Source organism: Sphingopyxis granuli (assembly GCF_001559015.1).
In the GTDB taxonomy this organism is placed as follows: domain Bacteria; phylum Pseudomonadota; class Alphaproteobacteria; order Sphingomonadales; family Sphingomonadaceae; genus Sphingopyxis; species Sphingopyxis granuli.
Map to the genome: position 1 here is coordinate 512401 of NZ_CP012199.1, position 14853 is coordinate 527253.

General features: G+C 65.2%; 14 protein-coding genes and 1 pseudogene. 1 reads left to right on the forward strand and 14 read right to left on the reverse strand.

Translation table 11 applies throughout. From position 1 onward, the window contains the following. Positions 1–35 precede the first annotated feature (35 nt). The 8 genes from virB11 to SGRAN_RS02435 are packed head-to-tail and all read right to left on the reverse strand — an operon-like array spanning position 36 to position 7808. Entirely contained in the window at positions 36–1037 is a 1002-nt protein-coding gene (virB11, locus tag SGRAN_RS02400) for a P-type DNA transfer ATPase VirB11 (protein ID WP_082737052.1), read from the reverse strand. Beyond that, a complete protein-coding gene (locus tag SGRAN_RS02405) occupies positions 1034–2134 on the reverse strand; it encodes a TrbI/VirB10 family protein (protein WP_067180481.1) in 1101 nt (366 codons plus the stop codon). Before SGRAN_RS02405 ends, virB11 begins: the two co-directional genes overlap by 4 nt. After that, a complete protein-coding gene (locus SGRAN_RS02410) occupies positions 2131–2847 on the reverse strand; it encodes a TrbG/VirB9 family P-type conjugative transfer protein (RefSeq protein WP_067180483.1) in 717 nt (238 codons plus the stop codon). The genes SGRAN_RS02405 and SGRAN_RS02410 overlap by 4 nt, the downstream gene beginning before the upstream one ends. Continuing rightward, a complete protein-coding gene (locus tag SGRAN_RS02415; RefSeq protein ID WP_067180485.1) occupies positions 2844–3626 on the reverse strand; it encodes a virB8 family protein in 783 nt (260 codons plus the stop codon). The genes SGRAN_RS02410 and SGRAN_RS02415 overlap by 4 nt, the downstream gene beginning before the upstream one ends. Beyond that, positions 3623–4843: a type IV secretion system protein gene (locus SGRAN_RS02420; protein ID WP_067180488.1), complete on the reverse strand. Its 1221-nt coding sequence runs from the start codon at positions 4841–4843 to the stop codon at positions 3623–3625. Before SGRAN_RS02420 ends, SGRAN_RS02415 begins: the two co-directional genes overlap by 4 nt. Then, positions 4843–7212, reverse strand: a complete 2370-nt coding sequence (locus SGRAN_RS02425; RefSeq protein ID WP_067180491.1) for a VirB4 family type IV secretion/conjugal transfer ATPase — start codon at positions 7210–7212, stop codon at positions 4843–4845. Before SGRAN_RS02425 ends, SGRAN_RS02420 begins: the two co-directional genes overlap by 1 nt. Continuing rightward, entirely contained in the window at positions 7191–7475 is a 285-nt protein-coding gene (locus SGRAN_RS02430; RefSeq protein ID WP_082737053.1) for a type IV secretion system protein VirB3, read from the reverse strand. Before SGRAN_RS02430 ends, SGRAN_RS02425 begins: the two co-directional genes overlap by 22 nt. Positions 7476–7478: 3 nt before the next feature. Continuing rightward, positions 7479–7808, reverse strand: a complete 330-nt coding sequence (locus SGRAN_RS02435; protein ID WP_067186843.1) for a TrbC/VirB2 family protein — start codon at positions 7806–7808, stop codon at positions 7479–7481. A gap of 194 nt (positions 7809–8002) precedes the next feature. Here SGRAN_RS02435 and SGRAN_RS21445 point away from each other — a divergent pair, with 194 nt between their 5' ends. After that, positions 8003–8368, forward strand: coding sequence for a TrbC/VirB2 family protein (locus SGRAN_RS21445; protein WP_082737054.1), 366 nt, complete (start codon positions 8003–8005; stop codon positions 8366–8368). A 17-nt stretch (positions 8369–8385) separates the two neighbouring features. On the opposite strand, the pseudogene SGRAN_RS21450 reads toward SGRAN_RS21445, so the two are convergent. The 6 genes and pseudogenes from SGRAN_RS21450 to SGRAN_RS02470 form a co-directional block, all read right to left on the reverse strand. Beyond that, positions 8386–9032 (reverse strand): annotated as a pseudogene (locus tag SGRAN_RS21450) (IS5 family transposase); the annotation flags it as partial. A 789-nt stretch (positions 9033–9821) separates the two neighbouring features. After that, positions 9822–11243 carry an efflux transporter outer membrane subunit gene (locus SGRAN_RS02450; RefSeq protein WP_021244030.1) on the reverse strand — a complete coding sequence of 474 codons (1422 nt, stop codon included), beginning with the start codon at positions 11241–11243 and terminating at the stop codon, positions 9822–9824. 2 nt (positions 11244–11245) lie between these two features. Then, entirely contained in the window at positions 11246–12154 is a 909-nt protein-coding gene (locus SGRAN_RS02455; RefSeq protein ID WP_062066109.1) for an efflux RND transporter periplasmic adaptor subunit, read from the reverse strand. 10 nt (positions 12155–12164) lie between these two features. Continuing rightward, the gene (locus SGRAN_RS02460; RefSeq protein ID WP_021244032.1) at positions 12165–12377 is read right to left on the reverse strand and encodes a DUF1656 domain-containing protein; all 213 of its coding nucleotides are present in this window, start codon (positions 12375–12377) and stop codon (positions 12165–12167) included. After that, the gene (locus tag SGRAN_RS02465) at positions 12374–14356 is read right to left on the reverse strand and encodes an FUSC family protein (RefSeq protein ID WP_021244033.1); all 1983 of its coding nucleotides are present in this window, start codon (positions 14354–14356) and stop codon (positions 12374–12376) included. The genes SGRAN_RS02460 and SGRAN_RS02465 overlap by 4 nt, the downstream gene beginning before the upstream one ends. Next, a complete protein-coding gene (locus SGRAN_RS02470) occupies positions 14353–14835 on the reverse strand; it encodes a MarR family winged helix-turn-helix transcriptional regulator (protein ID WP_021244034.1) in 483 nt (160 codons plus the stop codon). Before SGRAN_RS02470 ends, SGRAN_RS02465 begins: the two co-directional genes overlap by 4 nt. Between the last annotated feature and the right edge of the window lie 18 nt (positions 14836–14853).

Below are 14853 nucleotides of genomic sequence, written 5' to 3' on the forward strand. Positions count from 1 at the left end.
TAGCTAAATAGTAAAATTATAGATTACAATACGCACTATCTTTTCCATGACCCTCGCACCAGTATTTCGGACACGCTCCGGCCGGTCGCGTCGCGTTTGAGCTGGACGATCAGGTCGATTGTCGCGCGCGCATAGGCGATGATGTCGAGGCGCTGGAGAGTCGAGCCGCCTTCCAGGACGAGCAGGGCCAATTGTTCGAACGCGCGGTCGACGCCGTCGGCGTGGATCGTCGTCATCGATCCCGGGTGCCCTGTGTTGACGGCGCGCAGGAAGGCGAAGGCCTCCGGGCCGCGCAGTTCGCCCAGGATGATGCGGTCGGGGCGCATGCGCAGCGATGCCGACACCAGGTCGTTGGCGCTGACCGCCGCCTCGCCCAGCGCGCTGCGGGCGGCGATCAGGCCGACCGCATTGGCGTGTGCCAGCCGGATTTCGGCCGTATCCTCGATCAGGATCAACCTTTCTTCGGCCGGAATCTCGCGGATCAGCGCATTGAGAAAGGTCGTCTTGCCCGACGAGGTGCCGCCCGAGATCAGAATGTTGAGCCGCCCGCGCACCGCCTCGCGCAGCGCCGCGGCGATATCGCCGGCCGCGACGAGGTCGTTCACCCGCCCGATGATCGCAGTCGCCGCGTCCCCGGCGATGCGGACCTGCCGGAACGCGTCGGCCGCGATATAATCGTCGAGCGCGAGGTCGGCCGCGACATGCTTGCGGATGGCGAGCGCCAGGTCGCCGCGCGTCGCCGGCGGCGCGACGATCTGGATACGCGAACCGTCGGGCAGGCCGGCCGAGAGCAACGGATGCTCCCGGCTGATCCCCTGATGGCCCAGCGCGGCGACCTGCCGCGCCAGCCGGGCCAGCAGCGGCGCGTCGAGCGCCGGAACGTCGTGCCGCTCGATCCGGCCACCCAGCGTTTCCAGCCACAGCTCGCCGGGCCGGTTGATATAGATGTCGGTGACGTCGGCGCGCTCCAGCGCGAAGGAGAGCGGCGCGAGATAGCTGTGCAGATAGACTTTCCCGGCGGGCGCCATCGCCATCATTGCGCGGCCTCTACCCCGGTGAAATCGAGATCGCGCGCCACGAACACGCTGATGCTGGTGCCCTGCCGGACGCTGAGCGTCGGAGGAATCTGCGTGGCGGGGGTGGTGACGCTGGCGCCGGGCAAAGCGCCGGGAAGCGCGATCACGACCGAATCGCCCGCGGACCGCGCGGCGATATTACCCCCGATCAGCATCGCCGATTGCAGGATCGATCCGGCGAAGCGTTCGAAGAAATGGCTGTTGACCTTGGCGCGCATGCCACCGACGCCGACCGGATCGGTGGCGGGCGAGCCAATCGCGATCGTGACGCCGTCGGGCCGGATCAGCCGGGTCCACGTCACGAAGGCGCGCTTCTGCCCGGGGCTGGTATCCGATCGATATTCGCCGATCAGCCGGCTGCCGCGCGGGACGAGCACCCGTCTGCCGTCGAAGCCATGGACGTCGCGCTGCACCAGTGCCCGCGCATAGCCCGACCCGGTCGAATTGAGCGCGGTTTCCAGCACCGCGGGGATCAGCGTGCCCTGCGGCACCGTCGTCGAGCGGTTCGACATCGCCCCGGCGCGGCTGCGCGCCGACGCCGCGTCGCGCGGGTCCGCGGGGGCGCCGCTTTCTCCCGATGCCGTCACGCGATCCGTGGCGGGCTGCGACCCGTCGATGACCAGGATCGCGCCGTTGCTCGTCCGCGGCGGAGGCGCGGGCTCCGGCGGCGGGGCATAGGTTTGCGGCGGCATGGGCTGGGGTGGCGCCGGTTGCGGCGGCACCGGTGCGGGACGCGCTTGCGCTGTGCGCGGCGTCGGCTCGACGTTTTGGAGAAGATCGGGCGGCGGCGCGCCCGCGTCATATGACACCGGCGGGATGTAGAGCGGAGGAAGCGCTTGTGGTGCGCCAATGACATCGGCCCGTGCAGGCCGTACGGCCGGTGCGGTCAGCGCGCGGCGGCGGGCATCGAGGATCGAGAAAAGGATGGCCGCGGCCAATATGGCCAGGATCGCGATCGCCATAGCCGACAGCCCGGCCCGCGGCGGGGCGACACGGGGCATCGCACCGCGTTCCGCCGTTTCGGCGGCGGCTGCCGGATCGGGACCGGGCGCGGTCATGGTGCATCCTCTTTCGCTGCGTCCTCCGCCTTCAGCGCATGGCGCCGGGCGCGCGCCGTCTTTCGATCGATCCGGAAAAGCAGCCGTTCGTGGACGCTGTCGATGACATAGAAAGGCCCGCGCATATAACCGTTCGCGAGCCGCTCGCGCCCATGGTCGTCGATGATGAAGACGGCCGGGAGGGCGACGTGGGCCGGCCAGTCGATATAGGTTTTCACGCCGTCGTCGCCCATCTGCGCGGGCCACAGCGACCTGCTGCCGCTCAGGCGATACTCACCGACCTGCCGCCCCATTTCGGCCGGCGCCCCCGAAGAATCGTCGCCCGCCTCGGCCGGATAGCGGAACCGCACTTCATAGGGCGGCAATCCGACGGCAGGTACGAGATCGAAGGCATAGAAGCGCGCGCTGGTGATGACCGTCATGTTGGTGCTGACGCCGCCCTGGGTCGGCCGCACGAAGAGCATGTTGCCGCTCTGGCTCGCGACCGCCTGCCATGCGCCACTGTCGCCTATGGCGACATTCTCGATCCGCTCGTCGGGAGCCAGCGCGATCAGAAGCTGATAACCGGGGGCGCCTTCGATCTGCACGACTTGGTCGCGCCGATAATCGACGGTCTGCATGCGCGCGTCCCCCGCCCCCGGATAGGGACGCATCTGGGCTGCCGAAACGATCGGAAGCAGCGCGAGGAGAAGGGCCGACGCGCGCGCGATCACGGCCGTGCCTGCTGCGGCTGTCCGGTTCGTTGCCCGGCCCGGGGTCCGGCTCCGGCCGCGGGAATCGTCTGAGAAGGGATCGCAGAGGTTTCTGGCGGCATCAGCGCTTCGGCGCTCTTGCGGTAGGCGCTGACCTTGAAGCCGAGCGGGTTGACCATCCGGTCCGCGACGCTCATCGGTTCGTCGCTGTAGCCATAGCGGACGATCGCAACCCAGGGCTGCGCCGGCAGCGTCCGGCCGCCCGCGTCGCGGCGCTGCGTGTCGAAGCGCACCATCGCCGTATCGCTTCCCATCGGTGTCACGCTCTTGACCTGGACGTCGATCAGCGAAGAGCGCGGAAGCTGCACCAACGGGCTTTGCGGATTGGACGCCTGGATTCCCGAGATGTAGCTGTCACGCGCGGTCCCCGCCGACCAGAGCGCGACCTTGCGATAATCCTGCTGGAGCGAATTGATGTCAAACCCTTCGCGGGCGATGACATATTGGACGAGAAAGGATTGGGTGAGCGCGCGGTCGCGCGACATCGTCTGCGGTTCGAGTGGCTTCAACTGCTGGACGAAACCGGTCTGCCGATCGACGAGCAGCGTATAGGGCTCGACCGTCTTGAGCGGCATCAGGAACAGCAGGGCCAATGCCTCGCAGATCGCGACGATGCACGCCGCAGCCGCGACCCACCATGCCGTGCGACGCGACGCGCGCAAAGCCTCGGTCCGATCCTTCGCCCAACTGTCGGCTTCGGCAAAATAGGCATCGAGCGCTTCGCGGCTGGATTTGTTCATGATCGCCGGTCCCTGGCCGTGCTGTGGGCGGACAGGCGCCGCCGCGTCCGCCGGACGGCGTGGGTCGACGACCGGGCGGCGGCTCGCCCTTCTCCCGCATCCCGTTGTGCGATGCCGCGGGCGATATGGACGGCGCGTGGCCCGCCGGCGACTTCGGAGGCCGTCAGGTCGCGCCGCTGGCTGATCGCGATGGCGTCGGCGATCGCCGCGGCGCGCGAGCGGCCTGCGACGGACGCACGCGGCTCGGCGATCGGCCGCGACACGTCAGGCTGAGCGGCGCGGCCATCGACACGCGCGCCGTGCGATGGCCTCATCCACGCTGGAATCCGGAGGGCGAGCGCAACGCGCGCGAACAAATAGGCCGCGCAGGCTAGCGCGATGGCGAAGATCGTCGACGCGGCAAGCAACTGCGCCGGTGTACCGACGATATCGAGGCCGCTCGCGCGCCTCGCGAGCAGATTGGCAAGCCAGGGCTCGAGATAGGCCAGGGAAAGTCCCAGCGCGACCGAGATCGCCAGGCTCGCCAGCGCCGTCCCGATCAGCGCCTTGACCCAGCCTTCAAACAGTCCGCGCGTCCCGTCGAACAGCAGAAAGGCCGCGAACAGCGGCGCCAGCGCCAGAAGCAGGCCCGCCGCCACGCGCACGACGGCAAATGCGGCTACGGTCGAGACGAGGAAGATCACGCGCGCGAAGCCGATGGCGAAACTGTCGAAGCCCAGAAACGGGGGAGGCGCGACCGCTGCCATGCGGGGGAGCCCGTCGGCGCCGATCGGCGGCGCACCGACCCCCTCGATGGCCAGGATCGTCAGCGCCCGATCGACGCCGTCGATCCGCTCGATCAGCCCGCCGCCGCTCCCCGGCAGGCTCGTGGCGCCGCCGATTGCCGCCGCGAACTCGGCCGGCGAGCGGAGAATGACGTCATAAACCAGCAATTGGTATGCCGGCCAGCTGGTCGCGAGAAGCAGAACGAGCCCGATCTTTACGAAGGTCAGCACGCCTTCGCGGACCGTCGGCGTCTGGCCAAGGAGCATCCGGTATCCGAGGAATGCGATGAGCAGCGTCACGATGCCGGTCAACAGGACCGAGGCGGTCGATCCGGGCGCCGCCAGCGCCCTGTAGCCTTCTGTACCGATGACCTGCGCCTGGCAGTCGAGAAAGCGCAACAGGCTGGGCGCGAATGCTTCGGGCGTGGGGACGGAATCGCAGATCGTGGCCATCAGGCGCGCTCCATCAGCGCGTCGTACCAGGCTTCCGGCGCATCGCCATGCGCGGCCCGCAGCTCATCGAGCAAGCGCACCGTCCGCTCGCGCCCCGACAAGATCGTTAGCAATTCCCGCTCGCCGGACAGGTTCAGGCGTACGACGACGCTTTCATTGCCATGTTTGACCAGAAAGCAGTGGGCGCTGTCGGGCAGGGAGCGGACCAGCTCGAACTCATGGGGGGTCAGGCCGAAACCCTCGACATAATCGGCCTGGCGCGCCTTCGGATTGGCCATGAAGATTTGCGTCGCCGCCTGCTCGATGATCGCGCTCGCGATCCGGCTCTCGAGGGCGTCCTGCGCGCTCTGGGTCGCGAAGCCGACGATGCCGTTGCGCTTGCGGATCGTCTTCTCCCAGTCCTTGATCCGGCGGACGAACACGTCGTCGTCGAGCGCCTTCCAGCCTTCATCGACGACGATAATCGCCGGGCTTCCGTCGAGGCGTTCCTCGACGCGGTGGAACAGATACATCATCGCCGGGGTCCGGACCGAGGAATCGTCCAATATCTGCGTCATGTCGAAACCGACCGAGCGCGCCGACAGGTCGGTCCCGTCCTCCGCATTGTCGAAGAGCCAGGCGCGCTCGCCATCGCCCCACCACGGGCGCAGCCGTGACCACAGGTCCGCGGCATGCGGCCGATGGCCGCCTCGAAACAGTTCGACGATATGGCGCAGCCGACGATGATGCGGCGGCTGCGCGTAATTGGCGTCGATCGCATCCTTGATCTGCGCAAGCTCGTCGACGTTCACCCCGCCGGCCAGGAGCGCCAGCCAGTCGATGAGAAACTGGCGATTGGCGGGCCCGTCTTCGAGCTGGAGGGGATTGAGCCCCGATGGATGGCCGGGCCGCAGAATATCGTAGCGCCCCCCGATCGCGCGGACGAAAAGCTCGCCGCCGCGATCCTTGTCGAAAAAGACGATCCGCGGGTCGAACTTGCGCGCCTGTGCGAGCAGGAAATTGAGCGCGACCGTCTTGCCCGAACCCGAAGGGCCGATGATGGTGAAATTGCCTAGGTCGCCCTGATGGAAGTTGAAGAAATAGGGGCCGGCCGCGGTGGTTTCGAGCAGCGCCACCGCATCGCCCCAATGGTTGCCATGCGCTTGGCCCAACGCGAAATTATGTCCGCTCGCAAGCCCCGCGAAATTCCCGGTCGATACCAGACCGCGCCGCGCGATATATTTGAAATTCCCCGGAAACTGGGCCCAGAATGTCGGCTCGAGCGCGATCTCCTCGCGAACCGCGATGATGCCGAGGTCGGCAAGCGTGGCCTGGACCTCCGCGATGCCCGCGTCGACGATGGCCGGCGAGCCACCGCGCAGCGCGATGCTCATATGATGTTCGCCGAAGCTCGATCGTCCTGCCGCCACCTCGTCCTTGGCGCTCGACAGTTCGGCGCGCAGGCTGAGGGCCTCGTCCTCGGCCGAGCGCATGCGCCGCAGCGTCAGATTCATCCGGTCGAGCGCGGCCTGGCGCTCGACGAAGCCGAAGGATTGAGCGATGGTGAGTTCGAACGGCAGCCGCAACAGTTCGTCGAACATGCCGGGGCTGGTCTGTCCCGGATAGTCCTTGATCGACACGAGTCCGAGATAGCTTCTGTCCGCATGCCCCGAAGGCCCGAGTTCGATCGCCTCCTGTCCGAAGCTGATGCGCCGGTCGGGCAGGTAGGCGCCGATATCCTGCGTCGGCAGCAAGACCGGCCGGCTTTCGCCATGGAAGAGCGTCGAAAGGAATTCGAGCGGTTCCGAATAGAGCCCCGCCCCGCCCTCATAGATTCCGAGCAGCGAGGGCTCATAACCGGCAAGCGCCGCCATTAGCGCTTCGCGGGCGGTATCGAGCTGGCGAAGGTCGTGCACGACCGTCTCGGCTGCAGCACCCGCCCGGCCCAGCTTTTCGCGCAAGCCGTCGAGCAGCCCCACCCTCCCTTGCAGCGGACGACGGATCAGCGTCAGATAAAGGTCGTTGACGAAGAGCTGGCGCCGATCGAGCCTTCGCTGCCAGGCCGCATCGAGCTTCGCCGAGAACGGGTCGCCGAATATCCCGTCCAGCCCGGCATCGACACGACGACGGACCACATGGTGATAGATTGCAAAGCGCGACGAGCCGATCGCCTGGAGCATCGCATCGCGCATGCGCTTGCGATAATTGATCTCTTCGGTATCCGCGGTCTCGAACAGCATGCCGCGCATACCGATGACCTGCAGCAGCAGGCCGTCCCGCGTTGCGATCGTGTGCTCGTCGACATGATGGCTATAGGGCAGATGCCGCCCGGCCGGCGCTTCGCGCGCCACCGTGCGGGACGATGCCGCTAGGGCCGGTAGGAGTTGCATCGCCAGATCGCATGGTTGCGAACGCGCGGACAGCGTCCGACTTTCGTGAGCCAGAGATCGAAGAAACGCGGCTCACGCAGGCAGAGCAACACGCCTGCCAGATGGACGATCAGCGCGATCGCCAGCGCCCATATCGTGCGAAAGATCAGGAACAGTTCGGTCGCGACAACGGCGTTGGCGACGAAGTAGCTGTAAGTGACGCCGGCGAACATCTGCGGGCGGGTCAACGCGACGAACAGCGAATCCCGCTCGATCCCCTCCACGCCTCAATGGCCCAGGCTGGCGGTGGACTGGATACCGGCGACGATGCTTGCTGCGCCGAACAGGATGAAGCAGCCGAGGATCACCGTCGCGCCGTAACGCCAGTTGATGCGCCCCGTCAGCATCATGAAGCCGACCGTGGCGACAGCGATCACCGCCACGACCGTGGCGACCGTGCCGAGCAGCGTGCCCTCCAGCCATCGCACCGCCGACACCAGGACCCCGGATCCGGCGGGATCGGCGATCTCCTGAGCCTGGACTGCCGCTGCATGAAAAAGTCCGGTCGCCAGGCCGATCAGGCCGGCGATCCTGCTTCCTGTCCTTACTCCATTCATCCCCTGCTCCGCCAAGGCCCCGCGGTTGTCGGCCAAGATACCGACAATAGGGCGCAACCGCCCTGTAAATCAATGCAGCGAATATAGTCGCACGAACGATTCCGATTTACTAGACTGCGGTCCGACTAGAATAGCGTTCGATCAAAATTACCTGGAAAACAAATCTTCCGGAAGAAGAAACCGCCGAAACCCCGATGATCCACGCCGTCCCGTCGCTCACCGATCCGCCTCCCGGCAGCCCGATTGCCGAAAGTCTGTCGTGGATCCAGGACGCGACCCTGGGCGCCGTCGCAACCACTATCGCGGTGATCGCAGTGGCCGCCATCGGATTTCTGATGCTGTCGGGGCGACTCGATCTGCGGCGTGCCGTTACCGTCGCCGTGGGGTGTTTCCTGTTGTTCGGGGCCGGCCGCATAGCGGTGGGGCTCACGGGCCTGGCTGGCGCAGCACCGCCCCCGATGGCCGTCCCCGATACTACCTCCTTGCCACAGGGGCAGCTCTCCCCGCCGCCGACCGTCTACGACCCCTATGCGGGCGCGTCGGTGCCGACGGTCCGCTGAAACCGAAGCCGGCGTCGACATTCGACCTGATGGCGCTCCTTGTAGAGGCTCCAATCGATTGGCGGTTTGCCGGTCCGACTGGGATTAGCCTTGATGTGCTCTGTGGCGCCAAGATCGCTGGCAATGAAGGTGCGTAGAGGGTCTGCGTCGTAGGCGGCGTCGGCAATGATGTGACCGACGCCTTTCAGACCTGCCAGCGGCGCTTCGGCTTGCGGGCGGTCACCATATTGCCCTGGCGTCGGATGGATACGGATCGGCGGGCTGATCGCATCGACAGCAGCATGCAACTTGGTCGTCAGGCCGCCGCGCGAACGACCGATCGCGGCAGCTTCAGCCCCCCTTTTGCACCACTCGCATCCGCGTGGACTTTCGAGATCGTGCTGTCGATCAGCACATACTCAAAGTCCGGCGTGTCAGCCATCGCATGGAACATGCGTTCCCATACACCTGCGTGAGACCAGCGCCGGAACCGCGCATGCACCGCCGTCCACTTGCCGAACACCTCCGGCAGATCACGCCAATGCGTCGCATTACCTGCCATCCACGGGATCGCGTCAACGAATAGCCGGTTATCTACACCGCTCCGACCCGGCCGCCCCGCCCAACCAGGAAGATACACCTCTATCCGGTCCCATTGTTCGTCCGTCAGCTTCCGTCTGCTCATTGAGCATCTCCTTCGATGACATTGAATCAATCATCCCATCAAGGAACCCCTGAATGCAGACAGCGCCTAAGCCGAATTCTGCAAACTCGCACGAAGAAGGGCTGGTGACAAAAGAGCGTCAGATGCCGCAGGTGCCGAGCTTTCCGAACTCTGCGCGGCTGAGGTTATTGCTCTCGTCGCAGAAACGAAGGCGGTCGCAACGCTATCTGCGTGATGCACCTGACTGTCGGGCAATGCACAATAACTAAATTATGGGGAAGCAGCAGTTTGTCCTACCGAGGACCGAATCATTTCACCACGACCCACACGAAATGTGGGAACATCTGTGATATCGATCCGAATGATTTCTACAAATACCATGTAAAATCAACGCGATAAATCGCTTGTCTGGTGACCCCTACGGGAATCGAACCGGATTTTCAGGGCGCTACAGGGGATCAGAGGGGAAATAAACCTCTATTTTTCAACAACCGACTTACCCTGGATTGCCCTCCATTACCCTAAATGTGCCACGAAATGTGCCACGGCGGAGGGTCCGTTCAATCCTCGGTGATTCCAGGGGCTGATGACAGAATGCGATCGCTGTTTGTCTCCGAGCAAACTGCGTGCTTCTACCGCAATACTGATCGCTCGAGTCTGACGCTTCTCACGCCGACGGCATTGAGTCTGGATGCACGGCCTTGACCACGAAGCAGCCGATGCAATCAGCTCTATGGTGATCGATCATCGGAAACGATGAACCGCGCTGCGAACCAAAAATCCAAGAAACCGCATAGCTTGTCTCTTTGTCTATTGTTCCCATCCCCCGCCCAAGGCTAAAAATACCCGGACTCTATCGTTCGCAATCGTAGCGCTTGACGCTGCTAGCGCCGATTCGGCGGCAGCGAGGCTTCTTTCGGCATCGAGCAGGTCGAGGCCCGTTCCCAAGCCGCCGCGAGTCATTCGCGTCTGCAGGCCGAAGGCTTTGCGGTTCTCATCGCGCGCAATCTTGAGTTTTGCGTTCTGCTCGAGGTCGCGCGCATAGGTGCTAAGCGCGGTTTCCACTTCGCGCAAAGCAGACAGGACGCTGCCGTCAAATGCCGCCAGCGCCCCGCGAGAGGCGGCGTCGGCCTCCACGATTCGCGCCCGTGCCACCCCCCGGTTAGGGAATGTCCAGGAGATCAGCGGTCCCAGGCTGAACCTGAACGCCGAACTATCGAACAGATTGCCGACGCCGCGCGACGTCGTGCCCAGCGATGCGCCGAAGCTGACGCTCGGATAGAGTTCGGCCGTGGCCACGCCCATGCGCGCGGTCGCCGCCGCGAGTTGGCGCTCGGCCTGGCGGATATCAGGTCGCCGCCGGATTAGTGCCATTCCGTTGCCTATCGGCAGCGGCTGGTCGATGGTCGGGATTATCTGGCAGCTCGCGAGGCCGGGAGGATAGTCTTCGGGTGCCCTGCCGAGCAGCACGGCGAGACTGTAGAGGGCCGCCTTGCGGTCCGCTTCCAGCGGCGGCAACGCCGCTTCCAGCTGCGCCAGGAGCGCACGGGAGCGCATAGCATCAAGCGGGGTGTAGAGGCCTGCGCGCACGCCACGGTCGGTGAGCGCAAGACTTTGCCGCTGCAACTCCATCGAGCGGCGTGCGACGACCAGCCGCGCACCGGCGGCACAAGCGTCGGAATAGGCTCCGACCACGCCCGCAACGACTGTGGTACGCGCAAGATCATAGGCAGCCGCCTGCGCCTGGGCATCGGCATCCGCCGCTTCGATGGTGCGCCGGATCCGACCCACCACGTCCAGTTCGTAGGAGATCCCGACGCCTGCATCGAATGTTGCATGAGTTCCCGCTGGTGATCCGAGACCGAGATTGGAGGTCTCTCCCGCGGAGGCGCCACCATTTACCGACGTCTGGACATGGGCGCTTGCCCGTATCTCCTGGACGATCGCCTGCGCGCGTTCGAGATTGGCCGCGGCAATCCGCAGATCGGTATTGGCTCGAATGGCTTCCTCGACGAGCGCGTCGAGTTGGGGAATGGCATAGAGCCGCCACCAACGGTCCGGCAACGGCTCAGCGGCAAAGGCCGGCGAATTCCCCTCGGCGAAGGCGGTCGGTTTCTCTGCTATCCCTGCCGGCGGAGGCGGCGCGTGATAGTCCGGGCCGACAGTGGCGCAACCCGCCAACATCAGCGCGCCCGCGAAGGCCCATGATCCCCTCGTGCCGAGACGCTTCATTGTCATGCGCCCAGACCGACCGTGCGTGCATCCCCCGCGCTATCAAGCGACACCGTGACCGTTCGTCCCGCGATCAGGTCGATGCCGGGAGGAACCTTGTCGATGGCGATCCGCACCGGGACGCGCTGGGCAAGCCTGACCCAGCTGAAGGTCGGGTTGACGTTGGCGAGCAGTGTGCCCGAGGCAGTCGTTCGCTCGCGATCGTCAATGCCGGCTGACCGACCCTCGACATGACCGGAGAGGGGGCGGTCCTCACCCATAACGCGGATGGTCACCCGCGCGCCCGGATGGATATGCGAAAGCTTGGTTTCCTCGAAATAGCCCGCCACATAGTAACTGTCCGAATCGACCAGCGCCATCACTGGCTGGCCGGCGGTGGCATAGGCACCGGGACGAAGCGAGAAGTTGGTGACGATACCGTTGACGGGCGCACGCACCTCAGCGCGTTCGAGATTGATACGGGCAAGATCGCGATCGGCGATCGCCTGCGCATAGCGGGCGCGGGCCTCCTCTGCGGCGGAGCGGCGGTCGTCGCGCTGCTGACCCGAGACGATGTCGGCAAGGCCCTGATAGCGCCGGTTCTCACGCTCGGCCGCATTCAATGTGGCGCGGGCGGTGGCGACCGCCGCTTCCGTCTGCTGGAGGGCGTTGCGCAAGCGGACATGATCGATCGTGAACAATATCTCGCCGCGCCTCACGACCTGATTGTCACGGACATGCACCTGTTCGACCCGGCCGGATACGTCGGCGGCCAGTGGAACCACATCGGCCCGGATCTTTCCATCTCGCGTCTGGGGGGCGTAAGTATAGTAATTATAGAGCTGCCAGAAGACGAGCACCGCGACGCCCAGCACGAGCAGGGTAAGGAGCGGCTTGAGCAGGCGCAGGATCGTATCGCGGTCAATGGTCATGGCGTGTGCTTCAGGATGAGGTGACCAGGCGCAACGCGAGAAACGCGGCGCCGGTCAGGATGAGGAAGAGGGAAGTATCGAACAGCGGTCGCTGCCAGACGAGGCGATAGAAACCCGCGGCTTCGAGCAATAGCGAGACGAGCAGGCGGGCGGCAAAGCCGATGCCGACGCAGAGGAGCAGCGGCGAGAGGAAGATGCCGGCAATATCGATCTCTCCGATCATCGGGAGGGCTCCCACGCCGGTGCGCGTTCGAACAGGGCGATACGCAATCCCGCAAGGGCATGGATAACGCGGTCCGGCCGGTCTCCTGGAACCCTGTGCTCGAACCATAGCCGGTCCAGGGCATCATCGATCATCGTGAGCAGCCGCGACGACGGCTGCGGCGCATCGAACTCGGCGCGGAACTGGTCGAGCACGCTATCGGTCGCCGCGCGGGCTGCGGGCGGAAGCGCTTTCCCGATCATACGCAGGTCGGCGACGTTCACGCCGACACGAAGGCGGGAGAGCAGGCTCGCGCTGCGTTCGATCTGTCCCGTCGCGGCAAGCCGGGCGGTCATGACGGCGATGCGATCGAGCGCCCTCTGGACATAGCTGTCCCGTATTCTCTGGTTTGCCGAGCGGCTGAGCCGGGCGATGTCTCGCGCTTCCTTGCGCAGGAAACGCTGAAGCTGATGCTGGACGCCCCAGCTTCTGAACAGCCCCGCGCCCAGAAAGGCGACATAGACACCCAAAAGGCTGGCAAGGCCGGTCTCGAGGAAGGCCCCGAAATCGAACGGAGAATAATGGCCCTGGAGGTTGATGTTGCTGAGGCCGTAGGCCAGCACGAGGGTCGCCATCGGATTGACTGCCGCCCATGCTCCGAGCGGCAGCATGAACAGACCCATGACGAGCGCAAATGCCGCAAAATCATTGGCGAGCGGCAGAAGGCCATAGCAGAGCAGCCCGGCAAGCGTCAGCGCGAGCACCGCGAAGCGGCCGAACATCGCGATCGCCTTGCCTGGCTCGTCGCCGCCTCCAAAGAAGGCCAGCGCGACGGTGCTGAGCAGCACGGCATTCGCGCCCTGATGCCAGCCCGTCATGTACCAGAGACCGCAAAGCAGCGCATAGGAAACGAGAATGCCCCCCGCCAACCTGCTGGCGTGATCGAAGTCTGGGATCAGCGGGAAGGCGCGGGTTTCCCTGACCTGTCCGGCGAGCGCCGGCGTCAGCACCGCTTTCCCGTCGAGCACCGCCTCGATCCGGCGCACCTCGCTCCAGAGCGTGAGCCCTTCAGTGAGCATCCCAGCCAGCGAATCGTGCACGAGTTGCTGCCAGCGCCTGCCGGGCCCGGCATCGAGCGGAACCGCCCGCACATCGTCCGCAAGTCCCGCCGGCGGTTCGGCACCAGTTGCAAGGCAGGCGCTCGCAGCCGCCAGACTGGGCCGGAGCGCTTCACGCTCCGCCTCGCTGAGCCCGGCGATCCGGCTGCCGATCGCCGAGAGCAAAGGGATCATGCGGAGCAGACGCTGCTGGATCGCAAGCGCATGGCGCAATTCCGAGCGGCTGATCGTTGGATCGTAGCGCAACGTACTGATGAGCTGCGAGAGCGAGGTGATGTCGGCCAGCGTCTTCAGCCGATCATGTTCGCCCTTTGCATCCGCCTCATGTCCGTCGAAGATGTCCCTGGCCCAATTCTCCATGTCCGGCAGCCAGCGATGGATGCTCGCGCGCAGGGTCCCGCCGAGCGACCGCGGCATGACGATGGCATCGACGATCGTGGTCGAAAGAATCCCAAGCGCGATTTCGCTGACCCGCGCCACCACCGTGTCGAAGCTCGTCTCCGGATGGTCCACGCCGGCGACAGCGACCAGCATGAGTGTGATCGAGAAAAGCTGGAAACCATAGCTGCGGGGCGTGCGATCGAGAAACGATAGGCCAAAGCCCATGGTCGCGACGATCCCTGCGGCCGCCACGAGCAGCAGCGGCGTGCTCGCAAACATTGCCACCAGCCCGAGAGTGACTATGCCTGCGCAGAATGTTCCTGCGAAGCGATAGACGGCCTTTGACCGGATCGCGCCCGACATCGGGTTCATGCACACGCAGCAGGTGACAAGCGCCCAATAGGGGTTGGGCAGGCCAATCCGCACGGCAAGCGCGAAGGCGATCATGCCGGCAACGAACAGCTTGGCGGAAAAGATCAGTTGGTCGGCGCTGACCTTCATCGGCCCGAACGCTCCTGCTGCAGGTATTGACCGATGCGCGCCTCGAACAGACGGAGCGTCCGGGTCGTCGTCTCAATGTCCTGAGACGGCAAATCCCCGAGGATCCCGGCCCGCAGCTCGTCGACTGCCTTCTCCATCTTGCGGGCTATTTCGCGGCCCTTGGGCAAGGCCTGGATGATTTTGGCGCGGCGGTCGTCCGGAGAATCGCGGCGCTCGAGCAGATCGGCCGCTTCCGCCTGGTCGAGGATGCGGACCATGGCGCCCGGGTTTACCCCGACTTCCTCGGCCAGCGCGTTCTGCCTGATGCCTTCCTCTCCACGGCGCGCAGCCAGGATCAGAGCCGACGTCAGCGATGCCGGAAGCCCGAAGTCAGCCAAGGCCATGTTGACCGCCTGAACCCAGATGCGCCGCACTGGCTGCAACGCGTTGGTGAATTCAAAAAGCGTCGCCGCGCTGACTACGGATCGGTGGGTTGGCATGGACGTCCCTGTAGACCG

What these genes read in the sequence shown, in the direction of transcription:
- virB11 (WP_082737052.1), bottom strand. Translation starts at nt 1,037, where the DNA reads ATGATGGCGATGGCGCCCGCCGGGAAAGTCTATCTGCACAGCTATCTC.
- SGRAN_RS02405 (WP_067180481.1), bottom strand. Translation starts at nt 2,134, where the DNA reads ATGACCGCGCCCGGTCCCGATCCGGCAGCCGCCGCCGAAACGGCGGAA.
- SGRAN_RS02415 (WP_067180485.1), bottom strand. Translation starts at nt 3,626, where the DNA reads ATGAACAAATCCAGCCGCGAAGCGCTCGATGCCTATTTTGCCGAAGCC.
- SGRAN_RS02420 (WP_067180488.1), bottom strand. Translation starts at nt 4,843, where the DNA reads ATGGCCACGATCTGCGATTCCGTCCCCACGCCCGAAGCATTCGCGCCC.
- SGRAN_RS02425 (WP_067180491.1), bottom strand. Translation starts at nt 7,212, where the DNA reads ATGCAACTCCTACCGGCCCTAGCGGCATCGTCCCGCACGGTGGCGCGC.
- SGRAN_RS02435 (WP_067186843.1), bottom strand. Translation starts at nt 7,808, where the DNA reads ATGAATGGAGTAAGGACAGGAAGCAGGATCGCCGGCCTGATCGGCCTG.
- SGRAN_RS21445 (WP_082737054.1), top strand. Translation starts at nt 8,003, where the DNA reads ATGATCCACGCCGTCCCGTCGCTCACCGATCCGCCTCCCGGCAGCCCG.
- SGRAN_RS02450 (WP_021244030.1), bottom strand. Translation starts at nt 11,243, where the DNA reads ATGAAGCGTCTCGGCACGAGGGGATCATGGGCCTTCGCGGGCGCGCTG.
- SGRAN_RS02455 (WP_062066109.1), bottom strand. Translation starts at nt 12,154, where the DNA reads ATGACCATTGACCGCGATACGATCCTGCGCCTGCTCAAGCCGCTCCTT.
- SGRAN_RS02460 (WP_021244032.1), bottom strand. Translation starts at nt 12,377, where the DNA reads ATGATCGGAGAGATCGATATTGCCGGCATCTTCCTCTCGCCGCTGCTC.
- SGRAN_RS02465 (WP_021244033.1), bottom strand. Translation starts at nt 14,356, where the DNA reads ATGAAGGTCAGCGCCGACCAACTGATCTTTTCCGCCAAGCTGTTCGTT.
- SGRAN_RS02470 (WP_021244034.1), bottom strand. Translation starts at nt 14,835, where the DNA reads ATGCCAACCCACCGATCCGTAGTCAGCGCGGCGACGCTTTTTGAATTC.